At 46.2% G+C, this 17,265-nt stretch carries 11 protein-coding genes; 1 reads left to right on the top strand and 10 read right to left on the bottom strand.

The features are described from left to right. Positions 1-44 precede the first annotated feature (44 nt). Positions 45-2,954, bottom strand: a complete 2,910-nt coding sequence (rapA, locus tag R8O11_RS17890; RefSeq protein WP_104975637.1) for an RNA polymerase-associated protein RapA — start codon at positions 2,952-2,954, stop codon at positions 45-47. A gap of 561 nt (positions 2,955-3,515) precedes the next feature. On the opposite strand from rapA, the gene R8O11_RS17885 reads away from it, so the two are divergent. Beyond that, positions 3,516-4,892: a PhoH family protein gene (locus R8O11_RS17885; RefSeq protein ID WP_005381133.1), complete on the top strand. Its 1,377-nt coding sequence runs from the start codon at positions 3,516-3,518 to the stop codon at positions 4,890-4,892. A gap of 66 nt (positions 4,893-4,958) precedes the next feature. On the opposite strand, the gene tldD is transcribed toward R8O11_RS17885, so the two are convergent. The 9 genes from tldD to R8O11_RS17840 all read right to left on the bottom strand — a co-directional run bounded on the left by tldD (position 4,959) and on the right by R8O11_RS17840 (position 17,158). After that, entirely contained in the window at positions 4,959-6,404 is a 1,446-nt protein-coding gene (gene tldD, locus R8O11_RS17880; protein ID WP_005381134.1) for a metalloprotease TldD, read from the bottom strand. Positions 6,405-6,415: 11 nt separating this feature from the next. Next, positions 6,416-7,237: a carbon-nitrogen hydrolase family protein gene (locus R8O11_RS17875; RefSeq protein ID WP_238764880.1), complete on the bottom strand. Its 822-nt coding sequence runs from the start codon at positions 7,235-7,237 to the stop codon at positions 6,416-6,418. A 33-nt stretch (positions 7,238-7,270) separates the two neighbouring features. Further along, entirely contained in the window at positions 7,271-11,152 is a 3,882-nt protein-coding gene (locus R8O11_RS17870; protein ID WP_318194317.1) for a YhdP family protein, read from the bottom strand. Positions 11,153-11,164: 12 nt separating this feature from the next. Then, positions 11,165-12,634: a ribonuclease G gene (gene rng, locus R8O11_RS17865; protein ID WP_005381138.1), complete on the bottom strand. Its 1,470-nt coding sequence runs from the start codon at positions 12,632-12,634 to the stop codon at positions 11,165-11,167. Between the two features lie 18 nt (positions 12,635-12,652). Then, positions 12,653-13,222, bottom strand: a complete 570-nt coding sequence (locus R8O11_RS17860) for a Maf family protein (RefSeq protein ID WP_005381139.1) — start codon at positions 13,220-13,222, stop codon at positions 12,653-12,655. 4 nt (positions 13,223-13,226) lie between these two features. Then, complete coding sequence (gene mreD / locus R8O11_RS17855; RefSeq protein ID WP_005381141.1) at positions 13,227-13,715, bottom strand: rod shape-determining protein MreD; 489 nt, start codon at positions 13,713-13,715, stop codon at positions 13,227-13,229. Then, on the bottom strand, positions 13,705-14,601 hold the full coding sequence (gene mreC / locus R8O11_RS17850) for a rod shape-determining protein MreC (RefSeq protein ID WP_318071113.1): 897 nt from the start codon (positions 14,599-14,601) through the stop codon (positions 13,705-13,707). The genes mreD and mreC overlap by 11 nt, the downstream gene beginning before the upstream one ends. Before the next feature lie 150 nt (positions 14,602-14,751). Continuing rightward, complete coding sequence (locus tag R8O11_RS17845; protein WP_005381144.1) at positions 14,752-15,795, bottom strand: rod shape-determining protein; 1,044 nt, start codon at positions 15,793-15,795, stop codon at positions 14,752-14,754. Between the two features lie 151 nt (positions 15,796-15,946). Continuing rightward, a complete protein-coding gene (locus tag R8O11_RS17840) occupies positions 15,947-17,158 on the bottom strand; it encodes a DUF6701 domain-containing protein (RefSeq protein ID WP_412035064.1) in 1,212 nt (403 codons plus the stop codon). Positions 17,159-17,265 lie beyond the last annotated feature (107 nt).

The following is a 17,265-nucleotide window of genomic DNA, read 5'->3' as shown; positions in this document are numbered from 1 at the left end:
GGTCTTCAACTGAAGACCTTTTTTAATGAGCAATAAATACTTACTTAGTTGTGGCTCACCACAATCAAACGCAGCGAGTCGAGCTGAACCTGAGCTTGGTTGATATAACCAGTAAGCTCTTTAATTTGTGCGTCGATAGCTTCAATTTCTTCGTCACGAATATTTGGGTTCACCGCTTTCAGTGCTTGCAAACGCTCAAGCTCTGCATTCAAACTGTGCTGCATATCTTGATGAGCTTGTTTGCGTACTTCTTCGACCTTCTCTTCAATAAGAACATCACCGGCTTCAATTAAGCGGTGTACGTCTTTCTGTACCGACGTAACCAACTTGCTACCTAAGTGACGGTTTACAGGGCTGAGCTGGCGGTTAAAGCTTTCAAACTCCACTTGAGCAGACAAATCATTACCACGCGAGTCCATCATTAAACGGATTGGCGTTTTCGGTAAGAAGCGCGCGATACCACTGCGTTTTGGCGCTTGCGCATCTACCGCGTAAATCAACTCAAGAAGAATAGTCCCGACTGGTAACGCTTTGTTTTTCAATAGAGATACCGCAGACGTCCCCACCCCTTCACTCATAAGAAGATCGATACCACCCTGGATCATTGGGTGTTCCCAACTGATAAAGTGCATATCTTCACGAGATAAAGCCGTATCACGATCAAACGTGATCGTCGCTCCTTCGTATGGCAGACCTGGATAGCTTGGCACCATCATGTGCTCAGATGGGGTCACAATCAGGGCGTTTTCACCTTTATCGTCTTGATTCAAGCCAATCGTGTCAAAAAGAGAAAGTGCGAAGGTGACCAGATTGGTATCGCCGTCAGTTGATTCAATTTTCTCAACGATTTGTTGTGCTTTTTCCCCGCCATTTGAATGCATTTCTAATAGGCGATCACGGCCTTGCTCCAATTGGGATTTCAGCTCTTTATTCATTTTTGCTGACGCTTCAATGATCTCATCTAGCGTGCTGGTATCACCAGAGGCAAGAATTTCAATCAGATCATCGGAGTACTTATCGTAAACAGCACGGCCTGTTGGGCAGGTTTCCGCAAAAGCGTTCAGGCCTTCATCGAACCAACGTGCTAGGATCGCTTGCGATGTGCCTTTCAGGTAAGGAACATGAATGTCGATATCGCGATTTTGACCGATACGGTCCAAACGACCAATACGTTGCTCAAGCAAGTCTGGGTTAAATGGCAAGTCGAACATGACAAGTTGGTTGGCAAACTGGAAGTTACGACCTTCAGAGCCGATTTCGCTACAGATAAGAACTTGTGCTCCACCTTCTTCTTGCGCAAAGTAAGCCGCCGCTTTGTCACGTTCAAGAATCGACATACCTTCGTGGAAAACGGTGGCGCGGATACCTTCACGCTCACGCAGTGCTTGCTCCAATTGCAGTGCGGTACTCGCACGAGAAGCAATCACGAGGATTTTCTCGCTGCGCTTCTCTTTTACTTTTTCAAGCAACCAATTCACACGCGAGTCAAACTGCCACCAGCTCGCGTCATCGCCTTCAAATTCTTGGAAAATTTCTTCCGGGTAAAGGTTCTTCATCGCACGTGCTTCAGAACTCATCTTACCGCCAATCATCCCAGCAACACGCATTGATGTAGTGTATTGCGGTGGAATATCCATTGGCATCAGATGCACGTTACGCGTAGGGAAGCCTTTGATGGCCGCGCGCGTGTTACGGAACAGAACACGCCCTGTACCATGACGATCCATCAAGTTATCGATCAGCTCTTGGCGTGCCGACGCTTTAGCTTCTTCGTCCGCTTCACTTTCGATAATACGGAAAAGTGGTTCTACGTCTTGTTCAGACAACAACTCAGTGATCTGGTTTTTTGCTTCATTAGGTAGCTTTTCACCGGAAAAGAGTGAAGTAATCGCATCCGCTACGGGCGCGTATTGATCTTCTTCCTCAACGAATGCTTCGTAATCATAGAAGCGGTCTGGATCCAACAAACGCAGACGAGCAAAGTGGCTCTCACGACCAAGTTGCTCTGGCGTTGCAGTCAGTAACAACACACCTGGAGCACGTTCAGCCAAACCTTCTACCACTTGATATTCACGGCTCGGTTTATCTTGACTCCATTCAAGGTGATGCGCTTCATCGACAACCAGTAGGTCCCATTCACCTTCCAGTGCTTGTTCAAAACGCTTGCGGCTCTTGCGTAGGAAATCCAAAGAACACAGCACATATTGCTGAGTATCAAATGGGTTTTCTGCATCCGCAAAAGCTTCGATACAGCGCTCTTCGTCAAAGATAGAGAAATGCAGATTGAAACGACGCATCATCTCAACCAACCATTGATGCTGCAGTGTTTCAGGCACCACAATCAAAATGCGTTCGGCACGACCAGACAGAACTTGTTGGTGGATGATCATGCCCGCTTCGATGGTTTTACCCAAACCTACCTCATCCGCCAACAAGACGCGTGGCGCGTGACGACGGCCAACTTCGTGCGCGATGTAAAGCTGATGAGGGATCAAACCTGCACGCATACCACATAGGCCACGCATTGGGCTCTTATGCTGCTCAAACTGGTTGGTTAGCGCACGGTAACGCAGAACAAAGTTGTCCATACGGTCGATTTGACCGGCGTACAACTTATCTTGAGGTTTGTTAAAACGAATTTGGTTGCTAAGGAAAATCTCACGCAGAACAACAGCGGTTTCTTGCGTGTCTTCACGAGTACCGAAATAGGTGTAAAGACCTTCATCTTCCAGTACTTCTTCTACTTTTAGAGACCAACCTTCTTGGCAATCGATGACATCCCCAACATTAAAGGTGACTCGGGTAACAGGTGCATCGTTACGTGCGTAAACTCGGTTTTCCTCTGACGCTGCAAACATCAATGTCACAGTACGAGCATCCATTGCTACAACGGTACCTAAACCTAAATCGCTTTCCGTATCGCTAATCCAGCGCTGCCCCAAAGCAAATGTCATGAATTGACTACCTCGTTATTAGTTCTTGATTCGTATTTCTTGTTGGTCTACTCATGCCCGTGGGCATGGATAATAGTTTAGATCTGATTCTGGCTTCTGCTATGCCGATAGCATTCGTCATTTCAGTATGAACTGAGTATTTTTTAAGCCAGCTCAACATGATAAATCGGACGTAGCCTATACGCAGAAAAAGGTCGCTAATCTTACTTGAAGCTGTGATTTAGGTCACGCCGAAACCGCACCAAGCAGAAACTTTTTTTCCCAAACTCTAAATGCAATCAAATTGTAAAATACTCATGCCAATTATTAAGTTGTAGAACGTAAATATTACGTATACTTCTAATGAGGGGCGTTTAAAACCATTGCATATGATTTAAGCGCGTTAGTACACGATTAGGATCAACACGGGTTTGCAGTAAGTTGTCTTGCTACTCGGTTGCACACTAGCCGACATCAGCCCGACAACCTCTATTGCAAGCAATCAGAGTTAGGTCACTTCACACCTATTTGGAAACGACCTAACAACTCGCATGCAGAGCCGTACTACGGCAAGGAGACGCTATGGGCGATACCGATCGGAAACTGTTTGTACTCGATACCAACATTCTTCTTCATGAACCCTTTGCCATCTTCTCTTTCCAAGAACACGATGTCGTTATCCCCATGACCGTGTTGGAAGAACTCGACCGAATCAAAGACAGTAAGCGCGACGTTGCAAGAGATGCGCGCGTGGCTATTCGCACCTTGGAAGATTTGTTTAAAGAAGCAACGCCAGATGAAATCTCTGAAGGCATTCCTGTTTCTAAAGACAACCCCGACCAAGGTACTATTTCCATTTTGGCGGATTTTGAACTGCAGGAAACTGTCAAAGCCTTCGCCGACAAAGCCGGTGACAACCGTATTCTCAACGCGGTGCTTTATCTGCAAAATAAACGTGCACCACGTGAAGTGGTACTGATCACGAAAGACATCAACATGCGTCTGCGAGCCAAAGGGGCTGGTGTACGCTTTGTTGAGGACTATAGAACCGACCAACTGATTGACGACATTCAATACCTAACCAAAGGCTTTCAATTGCGTGAAGGTGATTTCTGGAGCGGTATTGAGGAAGTAGAAAGCTATGCTCTGGGCGGAAAAACTTACCACAAACTCAGTCGCGAACCCTTCGACCCAACCTTTATCAACCAATACGTTATTGATGAAGACAGTGACTTTGCTGGTCGCGTAGAAACCATCAATGAAGACAAGCTAACGCTTCTCGACCTGAGCCGCGAACGTCTAATGCATCGTAAGGCTTGGGACATCACACCTAAAAATATCTACCAGGGAATGGCGTTAGATGCCTTACTCGATCCAGAAATTGACTTGGTGATTCTAACGGGTGCGGCGGGTAGTGGTAAGACATTACTGGCAATGGCAGCAGCATTGGAGCAAACCATTGAAAAAAGCATGTTCGATAAAATTATCGTAACACGTAACACGCCAGATATCGGTGAATCCATCGGCTTCTTACCCGGCTCCGAAGAGGAGAAAATGATGCCGTGGTTAGCGGCGGTGACCGATACCTTGGAAGCACTACATAAACACGATCACTGCACTGAAGGCTCATTGAAGTACATCTGCGATAAAGCCAACATTCAATTTAAATCGATCAACTTTATGCGTGGCCGTTCGATTCAAAATGCGTTTGTACTGCTTGATGAGTGTCAAAACCTCACTGCATCACAAATCAAAACCATCATTACCCGCTGTGGCGAAGGAACCAAAATCGTCTGCTCCGGTAACTTGGCGCAGATTGACTCTCATTACCTCACCCCAGTGACATCAGGATTGACGTACATGGTTGAGCGCTTCAAGAACTTTGAAGGCAGCGCAAATATTCACCTCAACGGCGTGGTTCGTAGCCGCTTGGCGGAATTTGCTGAAGAAAACCTGTAATTGACACCGACTCACAAAGCAAAAGAGCGCTCTAATGAGCGCTCTTTTTATAACGATTCGACTGAGTTACTCCGTGCCACCCACTGTCAGTGAGTCCAGCTTCAAGGTCGGCTGACCAACACCAACTGGCACACTTTGACCTGCTTTACCACATACGCCAACGCCCTTGTCGATACTTAGGTCGTTACCGACCATAGACACTTGCTGCATTGCTTCGATACCTGAGCCAATCAACGTCGCACCTTTAACAGGGCGCGTAATTTTACCGTTTTCAATCAAGTACGCTTCCGATGCAGAGAACACAAACTTACCCGAAGTAATGTCCACCTGGCCGCCACCAAAGTTTGGCGCATACAACCCTTTCTCGACCGTCGAGATAATTTCTTCTGGCGTATGTTCACCTGGAAGCATGTAGGTGTTGGTCATACGAGGCATTGGCAAGTGTGCATACGATTCACGACGACCGTTACCCGTTGGATTTACACCCATTAGCCGCGCGTTTAGCTTGTCTTGCATATAGCCTTTCAGCACACCATTCTCGATAAGCGTGTTGTACTGACCGTTTACCCCTTCATCATCCACATTCAGTGAACCACGAAGGTCTTTTAACGTGCCATCATCGACGATGGTACACAACGAAGACGTCACTTGTTGACCCATTTTGCCAGAGAAAACCGAAGATTCCTTCCGGTTAAAGTCACCTTCTAGGCCATGACCTACCGCTTCGTGTAGCAACACGCCAGGCCAGCCAGAACCCAATACCACTGGCATCATGCCAGCTGGTGCGGCTTCTGCTTCAAGGTTGATTAACGCCATGCGAATCGCTTCGTCTGCGTAATGAAAAGCTTGTTTCACACCATTGCTTTCCGTTAAAAAGAAATCGTAACCGAAACGGCCGCCGCCACCAGCACTACCGCGTTCACGTCGTTCACCTTTTTGTGCGAGCACGCTAATAGACAAACGCACCAAAGGACGAATATCGCCTGCATAAGTACCGTCTGTTGCCGCAACAAGCATCTGCTCATGCACACCGCTGATGCTGATCGAAACTTCTTTAATCAATGGTTCTTTAGTGCGGATGTAAGCATCTAGAGATTTGAGTAATTCTGTTTTTTGCTGCTTTTCCCATTCAGCTAGTGGATTCACAGCCGCGTAGTACGCTTGGTTTTCGGTGCGTTTAAACGCTTGGACTTTGCCATTTTGCCCTTGCTGAGCAATACCGCGCGCCGCCATTGCACTCTGCTTCAGGCCTTCAGGCTGGATTTGATCAGAGTAGGCAAAGCCGGTTTTCTCGCCAGTTACTGCACGGACACCAACACCACAATCAATGTTAAAAGAGCCATCTTTGATGATGCTGTCTTCTAGAACCAGAGACTCATGCCAGCTGGACTGAAAGTAAATGTCCGCATAATCGATCTGGCGCGTCGCAATGCTGGCAAGCGTGTCAGCAATGTCTTGTTCTGTCAGACCATTTGGGGCAAGGAGTGCCTGTTCTATTTGGTTTGTGCTCATAGTTAGCTCTTTTATTTCCGTCTCAATTCATTTTGAAAGCGACTGTGTTGAGTCAGCGGCATATTCTGCCTTACTTGTTGGCTTTGTGACAAATCTATCTCAGTCACCAATAAACCTACTTCATCCTGAAGCTGTTTATGGATACGTCCCCAAGGGTCAACGACCATTGAGTGTCCCCATGTTTTTCGTCCACATGGATGCGTTCCAGTTTGTCCGCTTGCCAAAACCCAACATTGTGTCTCAATCGCTCTAGCTCGCAATAATACTTCCCAGTGAGCTTGCCCCGTCACAGCAGTAAACGCAGCGGGCACCACAATGATATCCGCCCCTTCTTGACGCAATACTTTATAAAGTTCTGGGAAACGTAAATCATAACAAATACTCAATCCAACACTGCCGATATCAGTTTCCGCAACGACTATTTGATTACCCGCCATAAACGTATCCGACTCACGATAACTACCATAACCATCGGCTACGTCGACATCAAACATATGCAGTTTGTCATAGTGAGCAATGCATTTACCGTGCGGCGGAAATACAAGTGTTGTGGTGGTGACACCTTTTGCGGTTTGAATGGGCATGCTTCCGACAATTAGCGTTAACTGGTTCTTTCTAGCGATTTCACAGAGCCGCTGTTGAATCATGCCACTGCCAAGTGGCTCTGCATGTTGATGATAAGCTTCGCGACTGGAAAATAGCACTGTATTTTCAGGAGTAAGAACAAGTTTGGCACCTTGCTTGCTCGCTAAAGCACACTGTTTTTCAATGAAGTCCAAATTCGCGTTAATATCCGGACCCGAAGTCATTTGAATAATGCCAACACGCTCCATGTGTTTCCTCCCTATTCCATTATATTCGGTGAGTTATTTGGCCTGTTCACGCAGTTTTTCTGGCAGCTTGTATTCACCTTTACTTCGCGAAATTTCTTTCACCGTTGGTGAATCTAGTGGGCCTTTCACTTCATAATTGACTTGAGTGAAGACCTCAACCACCGGAGATATCACCGTAGAGATGGCCAAGACATACAAAGCAGTTTGAGGCGCAACGGCAAACGCGGTCAGCATTGGTAGGCCTGATGTGATGTCTGGTGTGAATTTCACTTCCGCATCAACCATTCTGCTGTTCATATTAGCGATGCCGCGGATTTGCATTTCCCCTGCTAACGCATCCATTACGATATCATTGGTGATAAACACACCGTCTTGGATTTTGCCCGTTCCCGTGATCGAGTTGAATGCCATGCCTTTATCGAATACATCGGTAAAGTCGAGCTGCATCTTACGGATGATAGAATCCAAGCTAAACAAGCCTAACAAGCGTGCCGCACCACTAACTTCACTGATCACGCCTTTACCAAATTCCGTTGAGACGTTTCCTTGCAAGGTTTGTGTCTTCATTGACCAAGGTGCGCCGTCCCATTCCATATTGGCATTGATCTCAAATGGTGCTTGTTGAATGCCTGATGTAATACCAAAGCGCTCCATAAGATCGGTGTTGTTATCACCTTTCATTTTCATGGTTAAGTTGGAATGACTACTCTCTTTCGTCAGGTCCCACCAACCACTCATATCAATGCGGTTTTTGCCGCTACTAAAGGTGATATTTTTCCACTCCAAGCGGTTCTCGCGACGCTGCAAATCAACATTAACTTTGCCCACTTTGTAACCTTGCAGCCAAAAATCATCGATGTTCAAAGTTAAGTTTGGCATCTCTGCGTGAAACTTGCGGTCAAAATTGGTAATCAAAGGTGCGTTTTGATCTTCACTCGCAAAGATTGAACTGCGCTCTTTGGTCATCTCTTCAAACCCTGGGATGTACAGATGCAAGTGCTCTAGAGAGACCGATAGATCATAGGGTTTCAGATAGTTAGCTTTCCCTTTAACCTCTTGACTGTCCACATCGAGTTGCCAACTCAAATTTTTCTTGCTTGCTGAAAAATCCACATCATGAAACTCAATCCCACCGAGCCGTAAGTTTGGCGTTTCAACTTCAATGCGTGTCGGCAATGGAATGGTCGGCGTTTTCATGCTTGCCAAAACAGACGATGAAGGCTTGCTCTCAGAGACCTGAGCAAGCTCCGCCCATTGGTCTAAATTCAGTTCTTCGACACGCACCGAAGCATCGTGCCCGACAATAGGACTAATCCGGAAGCCACCTTTGCCAACCATTAAATGAGTCGCAGTCAGAACCGGGACATCGCCAGCGATATCTATCTCAGTTTGATACTTCACATTTGGGATCTGTAGTCGTGCTGAAATACTCTCTTGGTTGCCGGATGCTTGCAGTTTCGCTTGTCCAGACTCGCCAATTTGTTTAGCTAAAGGATAAGGATATTGACTAGCCAGACGATTTAGCTGCGCCAGCACTTCAAGCTGATAAGTGAAACCAACATCATTGAGTTGCAAGTCAATGTCCATTTGCCACGGCGCATGGCCCGAAACAAGGTTTAACCAACGCTCACCGACATAGGGTTTGAGAGGCTCGACATCCCAATCTCCTAATGTATTAATTGTCACGTTGTAGCCTTGCTCCGCACTCTCTCCATGGAAATCAAGAGAGATAGGCTGTTGTAATAATTCGGCCGACAAACCCGATGTGGTAACCACATCATTGTCGAAGGTGATACGCCCTGTGGCGTTTTCAAGCGTCATTGGCGGCGCTTCAATATCAACACGATTTTCTGTTAAATCGGCATAACCCCAAGCGCGAGACTCTTTCTCAAAATCAAACGGTATATTGAGTTGAAACTCAGAGTAAACGGGACCACTCACTTGCAGCGCTGTCAATGCGGCACCGACTGAATCCACTAATGGCGTCGCCATCATGTAGTCACGGACTTCATTACCCGGCGCGCTTGCTTTCGCTTCAATCTCGATGTGTCCACCTTCTGCCAACTCAGGGATTCGCCCAGTGATACGCTTAGCATGAACGCCATTTAGTGTGGCTGATTTTGAATCCAAATACATGGCATCATTTTCAAACAGCAAGTCTAGCTGCAAATCCGTGATGGTTGGCCATGCCGTATCAAAGCTAAATTTCGCGTCTTTTAATCCAACCCAAGCTTGGAACATGCCATTATGTTCTTTGTAAGGAAAATCACCTAACTCGCCATACCACAACAATTTCGCTGTATTCACTTTTCCGCCCTGAATCGCGGTCGAAAGATAGTCGGTCAAGTCTTGTCCAAGTGCCAGAGTCGGTAGATAGCGCCATGTTTCACCCGCGTTGTAGAGATCCGCTTCGGCATAGAACGATAAAAATGGGCTTTGTTCTTTTGGAAAATCAAGACGAAATGCCCCCAAAACTTGAAGATCAGGCGTTGCTGCCGTCACTTTATCCGACCACAAACGCCAGCCCGCATCATCTTGCTGCCAGATAATATCGACTTCACCTTGTTTGATATTCAGCGGAGCTTGGAATACATCGCCGTACGGAAAGACATCATCAATGACGGTGACTTTTGCTTTAGCTTGATTCACATCCCCCGATACGCTGCCCTGTACGTGATGAAACCCGGGTAGGAGCTCCCATTGTGTCATCGCGAGTTCATCCAGTTCAGCCGAGTAGCGTAAGGTGTCTAAACCACCGCTCATTGACAATCGGACATCTTCGACCCGACCTTTCGGTGCTAGTTTGTTAATAAGGTCACTGGTCGACTCTGACTCTGGAGCCAGCTTAATGAGCGGAATGAGTGCTTCAATGTCGAGTTGAGAGAGATTAAGCATCCAGCCGTTTGGTTGCCAATCAAACGCGACGTCTAGCTCTGGCCAAGGGGTATTATCGGTTCTGATCTGAAGTGAGTGGCCATTTACTTTCCAGCCTTGTTTATCTGGTCGAAGATTGAAAATTCCAGACTCAATAAACAACTCATGATGTCCATCTTCATTCCACACCAACTCGGAAGGCAGCAATTCAACATAAGCATCATGCGGTTGGCTATGTTTGAGCGTTAGCCAAGTATTTAAGCTGACTTTACCCGACTCTGCTCCTGACTCTTCTTGCATGTAAGTGGTCAGCCAAGGTGTGACCGAGACATCTTGAGCACTCACGTAAAACTCACCAGATACATCGCGCAACGAGCCATGATCTTTAAAGTTAGCGCTTACTAACAATGAGTTCAGGCGAACATCGGCAATGCTAACCGTGCCTTCGGCTACGTGACGTTTCCCTTGATTGCTCCAACGAAGCTGCTCAATATCTAAACGGCGAGTTTCACCAGACACCGACTTATACCAAATCCGTGAATCGCTAATAGTGAAGTCTTCGAACTGACGTAAAAGAAGTGAGTCGAGTTGGTCAATGAGTTTCACTTCGCTCTTATCCACTTCAGGCTTCGGATCTTGACGATGAGAAGTCGGCAGAATGTCTACCGTGTGAATGTCTAAAGCGAGGTTATGAATGGTAAGGTCTGCAACTACAGGTTTAAGTTGAAAAAGAGATTGAACAAGGTCGAACTCAATTTGGACTTCTTCAACAGCGAAGCGTGCATCTTGCACGTTTGGTAGATTTGCCTCTAAACCCAGTAACGCGATTGAGGGATGATTATTGCGCCACGTCCCTGCGACATTAGCAATAGAAACGTCAAAACCTGTGCCTTGTTTGACCCAGGTTTTGATCTCATCTTGGAAATGGTTAAGTTGCGGCAGTGTGACGCGAAGCGTGGTTACTAATATGGCTAATAACACCAATACAGTAACTAAACTCCACGCACAAAAACGCCCAAAACGGTTAACACCAGAATTCACAAATGTTCCAAATTACATCATTACGACGTCAAACTGTTCCTGAATGTACAGGGGTTCAGCCTGAACTCGCACTTGCTTGCCAATAAATACTTCGAGCTCAGCCAACGCATGAGACTCATCGCCCAATAGCGCTTCAGCAACAAACGGCGATGCGTACACGACAAAATTATCGGCGTCGTAAGCACGGTTCACACGAGTAATCTCGCGTAATATCTCAAAGCATACAGTTTCGACCGTTTTCACGCTGCCACGGCCTTCACAAGTAGGACAGCCAGAACACAAGATATGTTCAATACTTTCTCGTGTGCGCTTACGCGTCATTTCAACTAAGCCAAGCTGGGTAAAGCCGTTGATGTTGGTTTTTACTCGGTCTTTCGCCAGCGCCGTTTCCAGTGAGGTAAGTACTCGCTGACGATGCTCTTCGGATGCCATATCGATAAAATCAATAATGATGATACCGCCGAGGTTACGTAAACGTAGCTGACGCGCAATAGCTTGCGTTGCCTCTATATTGGTATTGAAGATAGTCTCTTCGAGATTACGACGACCAACAAATGCACCCGTGTTGATGTCGATGGTGGTCATGGCTTCGGTTTGATCGATGATCAAATAGCCGCCCGATTTTAGCTCGACCTTGCGCTCTAAAGAACGCTGAATTTCGTTTTCGGTGTCGTACATGTCAAAGATTGGCTTGTCACCTTCGTAAAGCTCAAGCTTATCTGTTAACTCCGGTACATACTCAGAAGTGAATTCTTTCAGGTTCTCGTATTCAAGGCGGGAGTCGACCATGATCTTATCGAGCTCTGTGCCAACAAAGTCACGCAGAATGCGTTGAGCTAAGCCGAGTTCACCGTAAAGTGTTGAACGCGTTTTGTATTTTGAGCGACGCTCCATGACTTTTAGCCACAAACGCTTTAGAAATGCCGCATCTTGAGATAGCTCTTTTTCATCAGCGCCTTCTGCCGCGGTACGAATGATAAAACCACCGTGCTCATCGCAGTAATGGTTCACCACCTTTTTCAAACGCTCGCGCTCTTTTTCACTTTCAATACGCTGCGAAACACCGACATGGCTGGCCCCCGGCATAAAAACAAGATAACGCGAAGGTAAGGTGATATCCGTCGTTAAACGCGCACCTTTTGTGCCGAGCGGATCTTTGACCACTTGCACAACAATGTCTTGTCCCTGGCGTACCAGCTCAGAGATATCACGGACTTGAAACTGCTGTTTTTCGTTTTCTGCCACACATTCGGTATGAGGAACAATATCTGACGCATGTAAAAATGCCGCTTTATCTAAACCAATGTCGACGAAAGCCGCCTGCATACCTGGTAACACTCGGCTTACTTTGCCTTTGTATATATTGCCCACAATACCGCGACGCGATTCGCGCTCGATATGTATTTCTTGTAGTACTCCACCTTCAATCATGGCCACACGAGTTTCACTCGGGGTCACGTTAAGCAGCAATTCTGCACTCATGTGCACACCTCAAAACAATTATAAAAATTCTTGAATTAGCTGATCGGTTTCGAACAAAGGTAAGCCTACTACAGCGTGATAACTGCCTTCGATTCGGGTGACAAATCGCCCTCCGAGTCCCTGAATACCATAACTTCCAGCTTTATCGCATGGCTCTCCTGACTGCCAATATTGTTCGATTTCTTCGTGAGTCAGTGGTTTGAACCACACGTCAGTGGTAACGACCACTGAATGTTGTTGTTCCGATGATACAACGCTCACCGCAGTCATCACTTGATGACGACGACCCGATAAGTCAGTAAGCATACGCTTTGAATCTTCAAAACTTTTTGGCTTTTCTAGCACACGGTCATCGCATACTACGACCGTATCAGAGCCCAATACAACGGAATCAGGCTTAGCCAACGCTAAGCCTGCCTGAGCTTTTTCCAAAGAAAGACGCAACACGTAATCTCGTGCTTGCTCATGAGCCTGTTTGGCTTCCTCAATATCAGGCAATACGATCTCAAAATCATAACCCAGTTGAGCAAGCAGCTCTTTTCTTCTCGGAGAACCCGATGCGAGAACGAGAGATAAGCTTTTCTTCACTGCTTTACCTTACGTGCCATGCACGACGAACTCGTCGCATTAATAAAAACATCCATGGCCAAAGTATACAGTTTATTGCCGCCGTCCACAGAGATAATGGATTAAATACTACGTCCTGGTTCAAATATTCCCCACAGAATATCAAAACTTCCAATAACGCAGTAAAAAAGGCAATTAAAATCGACTGTTGCCACAATGCCATGTTGCGAATCAACAGGAAATTCAGCGCCACAAGGTAGATAACGATCGACATCATCATGCCACGAATTCCAAGCGTTGAGCCGATCAAGATATCCCACAATAAGCCCAACACTAGCGCAGTTCCGACGTTCACTCGGTGCGGTAGTGCCAACACCCAATAACACGTGACAAGGAACAACCATGACGGACGTAACACATCTAACACACCTGGCCATGGAATGGTTTGCAGTACCAGCGCAACGAAGAAACTGACGCCAATCACCATTCGGCTACTCAATACATTATTGGCCATCGGTTACCTCTTGTTCTTGCTCTAACCCTTCATCTACATTGGACCGCAGTACTTTGTGTTGACGGTCTTCATTCGGCCAAATCAGCAGTAGGTAGCGTAAGCGATCAAACTCCACAACCGGCTCAGCCTTGATTGAAGCGAACTCTTGACGCGTATCGTGATCCACATTGGTAACCGTCGCGACTGGATATCCCTCAGGGTAAATGCCACCTAAACCGGATGTCACCAATAAATCACCAACCTGAATATCTGTGCTGGTTGGAATGTGCTCCAGTTGGATTTCATCCATTTCACCATTGCCCGATGCGATCACTCGGATATCATTGCGGATCACCTGGACAGGAATTGCATTTTTCGCGTCCGTTAGCAGCAGAACACGTGCGTTGTGCGCTGCGACAAACGTAACCTGACCGACGATGCCTTTCTCGTTGATAACAGGCTGACCAACGTAAACACCATCAATACGGCCTTTATCGATCACCACTTGATGACGATAAGGTGAAGTATCCACCGCCATTACTTCTGTCACGACTTTCTTTTCATCACGGACAAATGAAGATCCTAGCAACTTACGTAGGCGTTGGTTTTCTTCTTTATATTGGTCGAGCAAGATAAGCTCGCTTTTCAGGCGTAGCACTTCTCGCTTTAAGCTGCGATTGCCTTCAACCAATGCCTGATGAGAATTAAAACGTTCAAATACGCCATCGAACATACTACGAGGCAAATTCGCTGTGTACTGAATCGGTGCAACCATACTGTTTAGTAGGTATCGAACGTTGGAAAACGTATCTAGACGACTATCGGCCAGCATTAAGCTCGCCGACACGATGACAGCAAAAAACAGACGTAATTGCAGAGACGGACCTCTGCCGAAAATCGGTTTCATCTTGTTTTTGACCTGATTGCTTCCATGATTATTGAGCCTTACTTGGCAACCTAAAAATACTTAACTAAATACTTTTAGGTATGGAGCATGTTTGAATTACAGAGAGAGCAGAAATGAAGGTGAAGCCCGACATGAGCTTCACCTAAACCTTTATTCTTCAGAGAACAGATCGCCACCGTGCATGTCGATCATTTCTAGAGCTTTACCGCCACCACGCGCAACACACGTTAGTGGATCTTCCGCGATAACCACAGGAATACCAGTTTCTTCCATTAGTAGACGGTCTAGGTCTTTAAGTAGTGCACCACCACCTGTTAGTACCATACCGTTTTCAGAAATGTCTGAAGCAAGCTCTGGTGGACACTGTTCTAGTGCAACCATGACTGCTGATACGATGCCAGATAGCGGCTCTTGAAGCGCTTCTAGGATCTCGTTTGAGTTCAAACTAAAGCTTCGTGGCACACCCTCTGCAAGGTTACGACCGCGAACTTCAATCTCTTGAACTTCATCACCAGGGTAAGCAGAACCGATTTCGTGTTTGATCTTTTCAGCCGTTGCTTCACCAATCAAGCTGCCGTAGTTACGACGTACGTAGTTGATCACAGCTTCATCAAAGCGGTCACCACCGATACGTACAGACGATGAGTAAACCACACCGTTTAGAGAGATAACGGCAACTTCAGTTGTACCACCACCGATATCGACCACCATTGAACCTGTCGGCTCAGATACGCGTAAACCAGCACCAATTGCCGCCGCCATTGGCTCGTCGATTAGGTAAACTTCACGCGCACCAGCACCAAGTGCTGATTCACGAATTGCGCGACGCTCAACTTGGGTAGAACCACAAGGAACACAAACAAGAACACGTGGGCTTGGCTTTAGGATGCTGTTATCGTGCACTTGCTTGATAAAGTGCTGAAGCATTTTTTCGGTTACGTAGAAGTCAGCGATTACGCCGTCTTTCATTGGGCGAATAGCGGAAATGTTGCCAGGTGTACGACCAAGCATCTGTTTTGCTGCGTGACCGACTGCAGCAACGCTTTTTGCAGAACCTACACGATCTTGACGAATAGCAACTACAGAAGGTTCATCAAGGACAATTCCTTGCCCTTTTACGTAAATTAGAGTGTTGGCTGTACCTAAATCGATAGATAGATCGTTAGAAAACATGCCACGAAGTTTCTTAAACATACTCTTCGCTCATCCTGCAAAAATATAGAAGACAAAAATTGCTCTAAATGTACCAATGCCTCGCTGTCACAGCAAGGTATTGGTACACAAACATGAGCAGAAAGCCTCAATTTCTTGCAGTTTCCTAACTTAAGGGCAAAAACCTAAGTTGTTACTGTCCGATTAACCCTGGCTCACCACGGTAAATCACGCGATCGTTACCTCGATGAATACCAAAGGTGACGACGGAGGATGGGTCTTCATCTCCTTTCCCTCTCCAGTTATATTGGAGCCAAGGTTGACTCATGTAGCTACTTCCACAAGTAACATAATCAGTTTCCAACGTTTGCGGAGATGTCGTACTAGTATCATCCATTCTCAGCCAGAAGCGTAATTGTTGGCGTATTGAGCTACTATAATCTTCGGAATATGGAGTAGCATAAAGTTCGTCGTTGACACCTGAATCAACTGTCTTTGTTACTCCATTCAACGAACCGTCTGAACCAGAAGCTTCAGACCACACCTCTTGATAACAAACATAGTCTTCATCAGAAGAATAATCAGAAGCAGAGTCATCAGTATTAGTGATAAAGCGAGAACCACTCCAGTATTCTGTACGCAGAGGAATATTGATGGTACTGACAGAAGTACCACCGACATCATCCATTGCCATTCGGCCATAGCGAATATCTGGTTGAGTTGGAAAAGACTTACCAATATCGTCATTTAATTCGAGGTTGGTATCTTCTGAAGTAAGAAAGTCGACATCATCCACTTTATCTGCCACTAGTAATCCAAATCCATTTGTAAATGGCCCATCTGCTTCAGTCGTTAACGGAGAACTATTGGTTTCTGATTTATTAAATTGGAAAGACTGGTTTGATACTGACAGCTGTGATCCTGACCATGAGTCACTGCCATCCCAGTAGTTTAGATAATAATTTTCCACCCGATCGCTAATGTCTTCGTTATCATCCGTGTCCACAGCCAGCAGTTGGACATCAGCAATTAAATCAGAGCTGAAACTACTGTAATTGGTAGTAGCTTCGCCATCCATATTTTGTGCTTCGACCACAAAGTCATAACTGATAGGCTGACTCATGTACATGAAGCCATCATGGTCAGACGCATAATCCCAGTTATTGCTTACTAAGCTCAACCAGGCAGGATAAAAACGTCCGATATCACGATAGCCGGGGTTAACATTCATACCCAAATAATTTGCCTGAGTATCTGCGGTTACTTTCAATACCCCTACTTCGCTCCATGAAAGCCTACTGTACAATAGATAGGTATTATTGGTTCCCGCGCTATTGCTATAGACCAAAGTGCCAGAAAGAGAACCATCATCTCCACCATCAGGCTCAGCGACTGAATGCGTCAATCCGACCGTTGATGTGATCGCACTACCCGCAATAAAGAAAGGCTATGTTCCCTTTAACTGTTGTTATACTTAAAGTAGGCAACGATTGGAGGGAACTCCTATGCTTC

The organism is Vibrio sp. 1288 (genome assembly GCF_033344475.1).
This window is presented reverse-complemented; position numbering and strand designations above follow the sequence as displayed.

Bases quoted from the DNA above. Each gene is read 5' to 3' on its own strand.
- rapA (WP_104975637.1), bottom strand. From the start codon at position 2,954: ATGACATTTGCTTTGGGGCAGCGCTGGATTAGCGATACGGAAAGCGAT.
- R8O11_RS17885 (WP_005381133.1), top strand. From the start codon at position 3,516: ATGGGCGATACCGATCGGAAACTGTTTGTACTCGATACCAACATTCTT.
- tldD (WP_005381134.1), bottom strand. From the start codon at position 6,404: ATGAGCACAAACCAAATAGAACAGGCACTCCTTGCCCCAAATGGTCTG.
- R8O11_RS17875 (WP_238764880.1), bottom strand. From the start codon at position 7,237: ATGGAGCGTGTTGGCATTATTCAAATGACTTCGGGTCCGGATATTAAC.
- rng (WP_005381138.1), bottom strand. From the start codon at position 12,634: ATGAGTGCAGAATTGCTGCTTAACGTGACCCCGAGTGAAACTCGTGTG.
- mreD (WP_005381141.1), bottom strand. From the start codon at position 13,715: ATGGCCAATAATGTATTGAGTAGCCGAATGGTGATTGGCGTCAGTTTC.
- mreC (WP_318071113.1), bottom strand. From the start codon at position 14,601: ATGAAACCGATTTTCGGCAGAGGTCCGTCTCTGCAATTACGTCTGTTT.
- R8O11_RS17845 (WP_005381144.1), bottom strand. From the start codon at position 15,795: ATGTTTAAGAAACTTCGTGGCATGTTTTCTAACGATCTATCTATCGAT.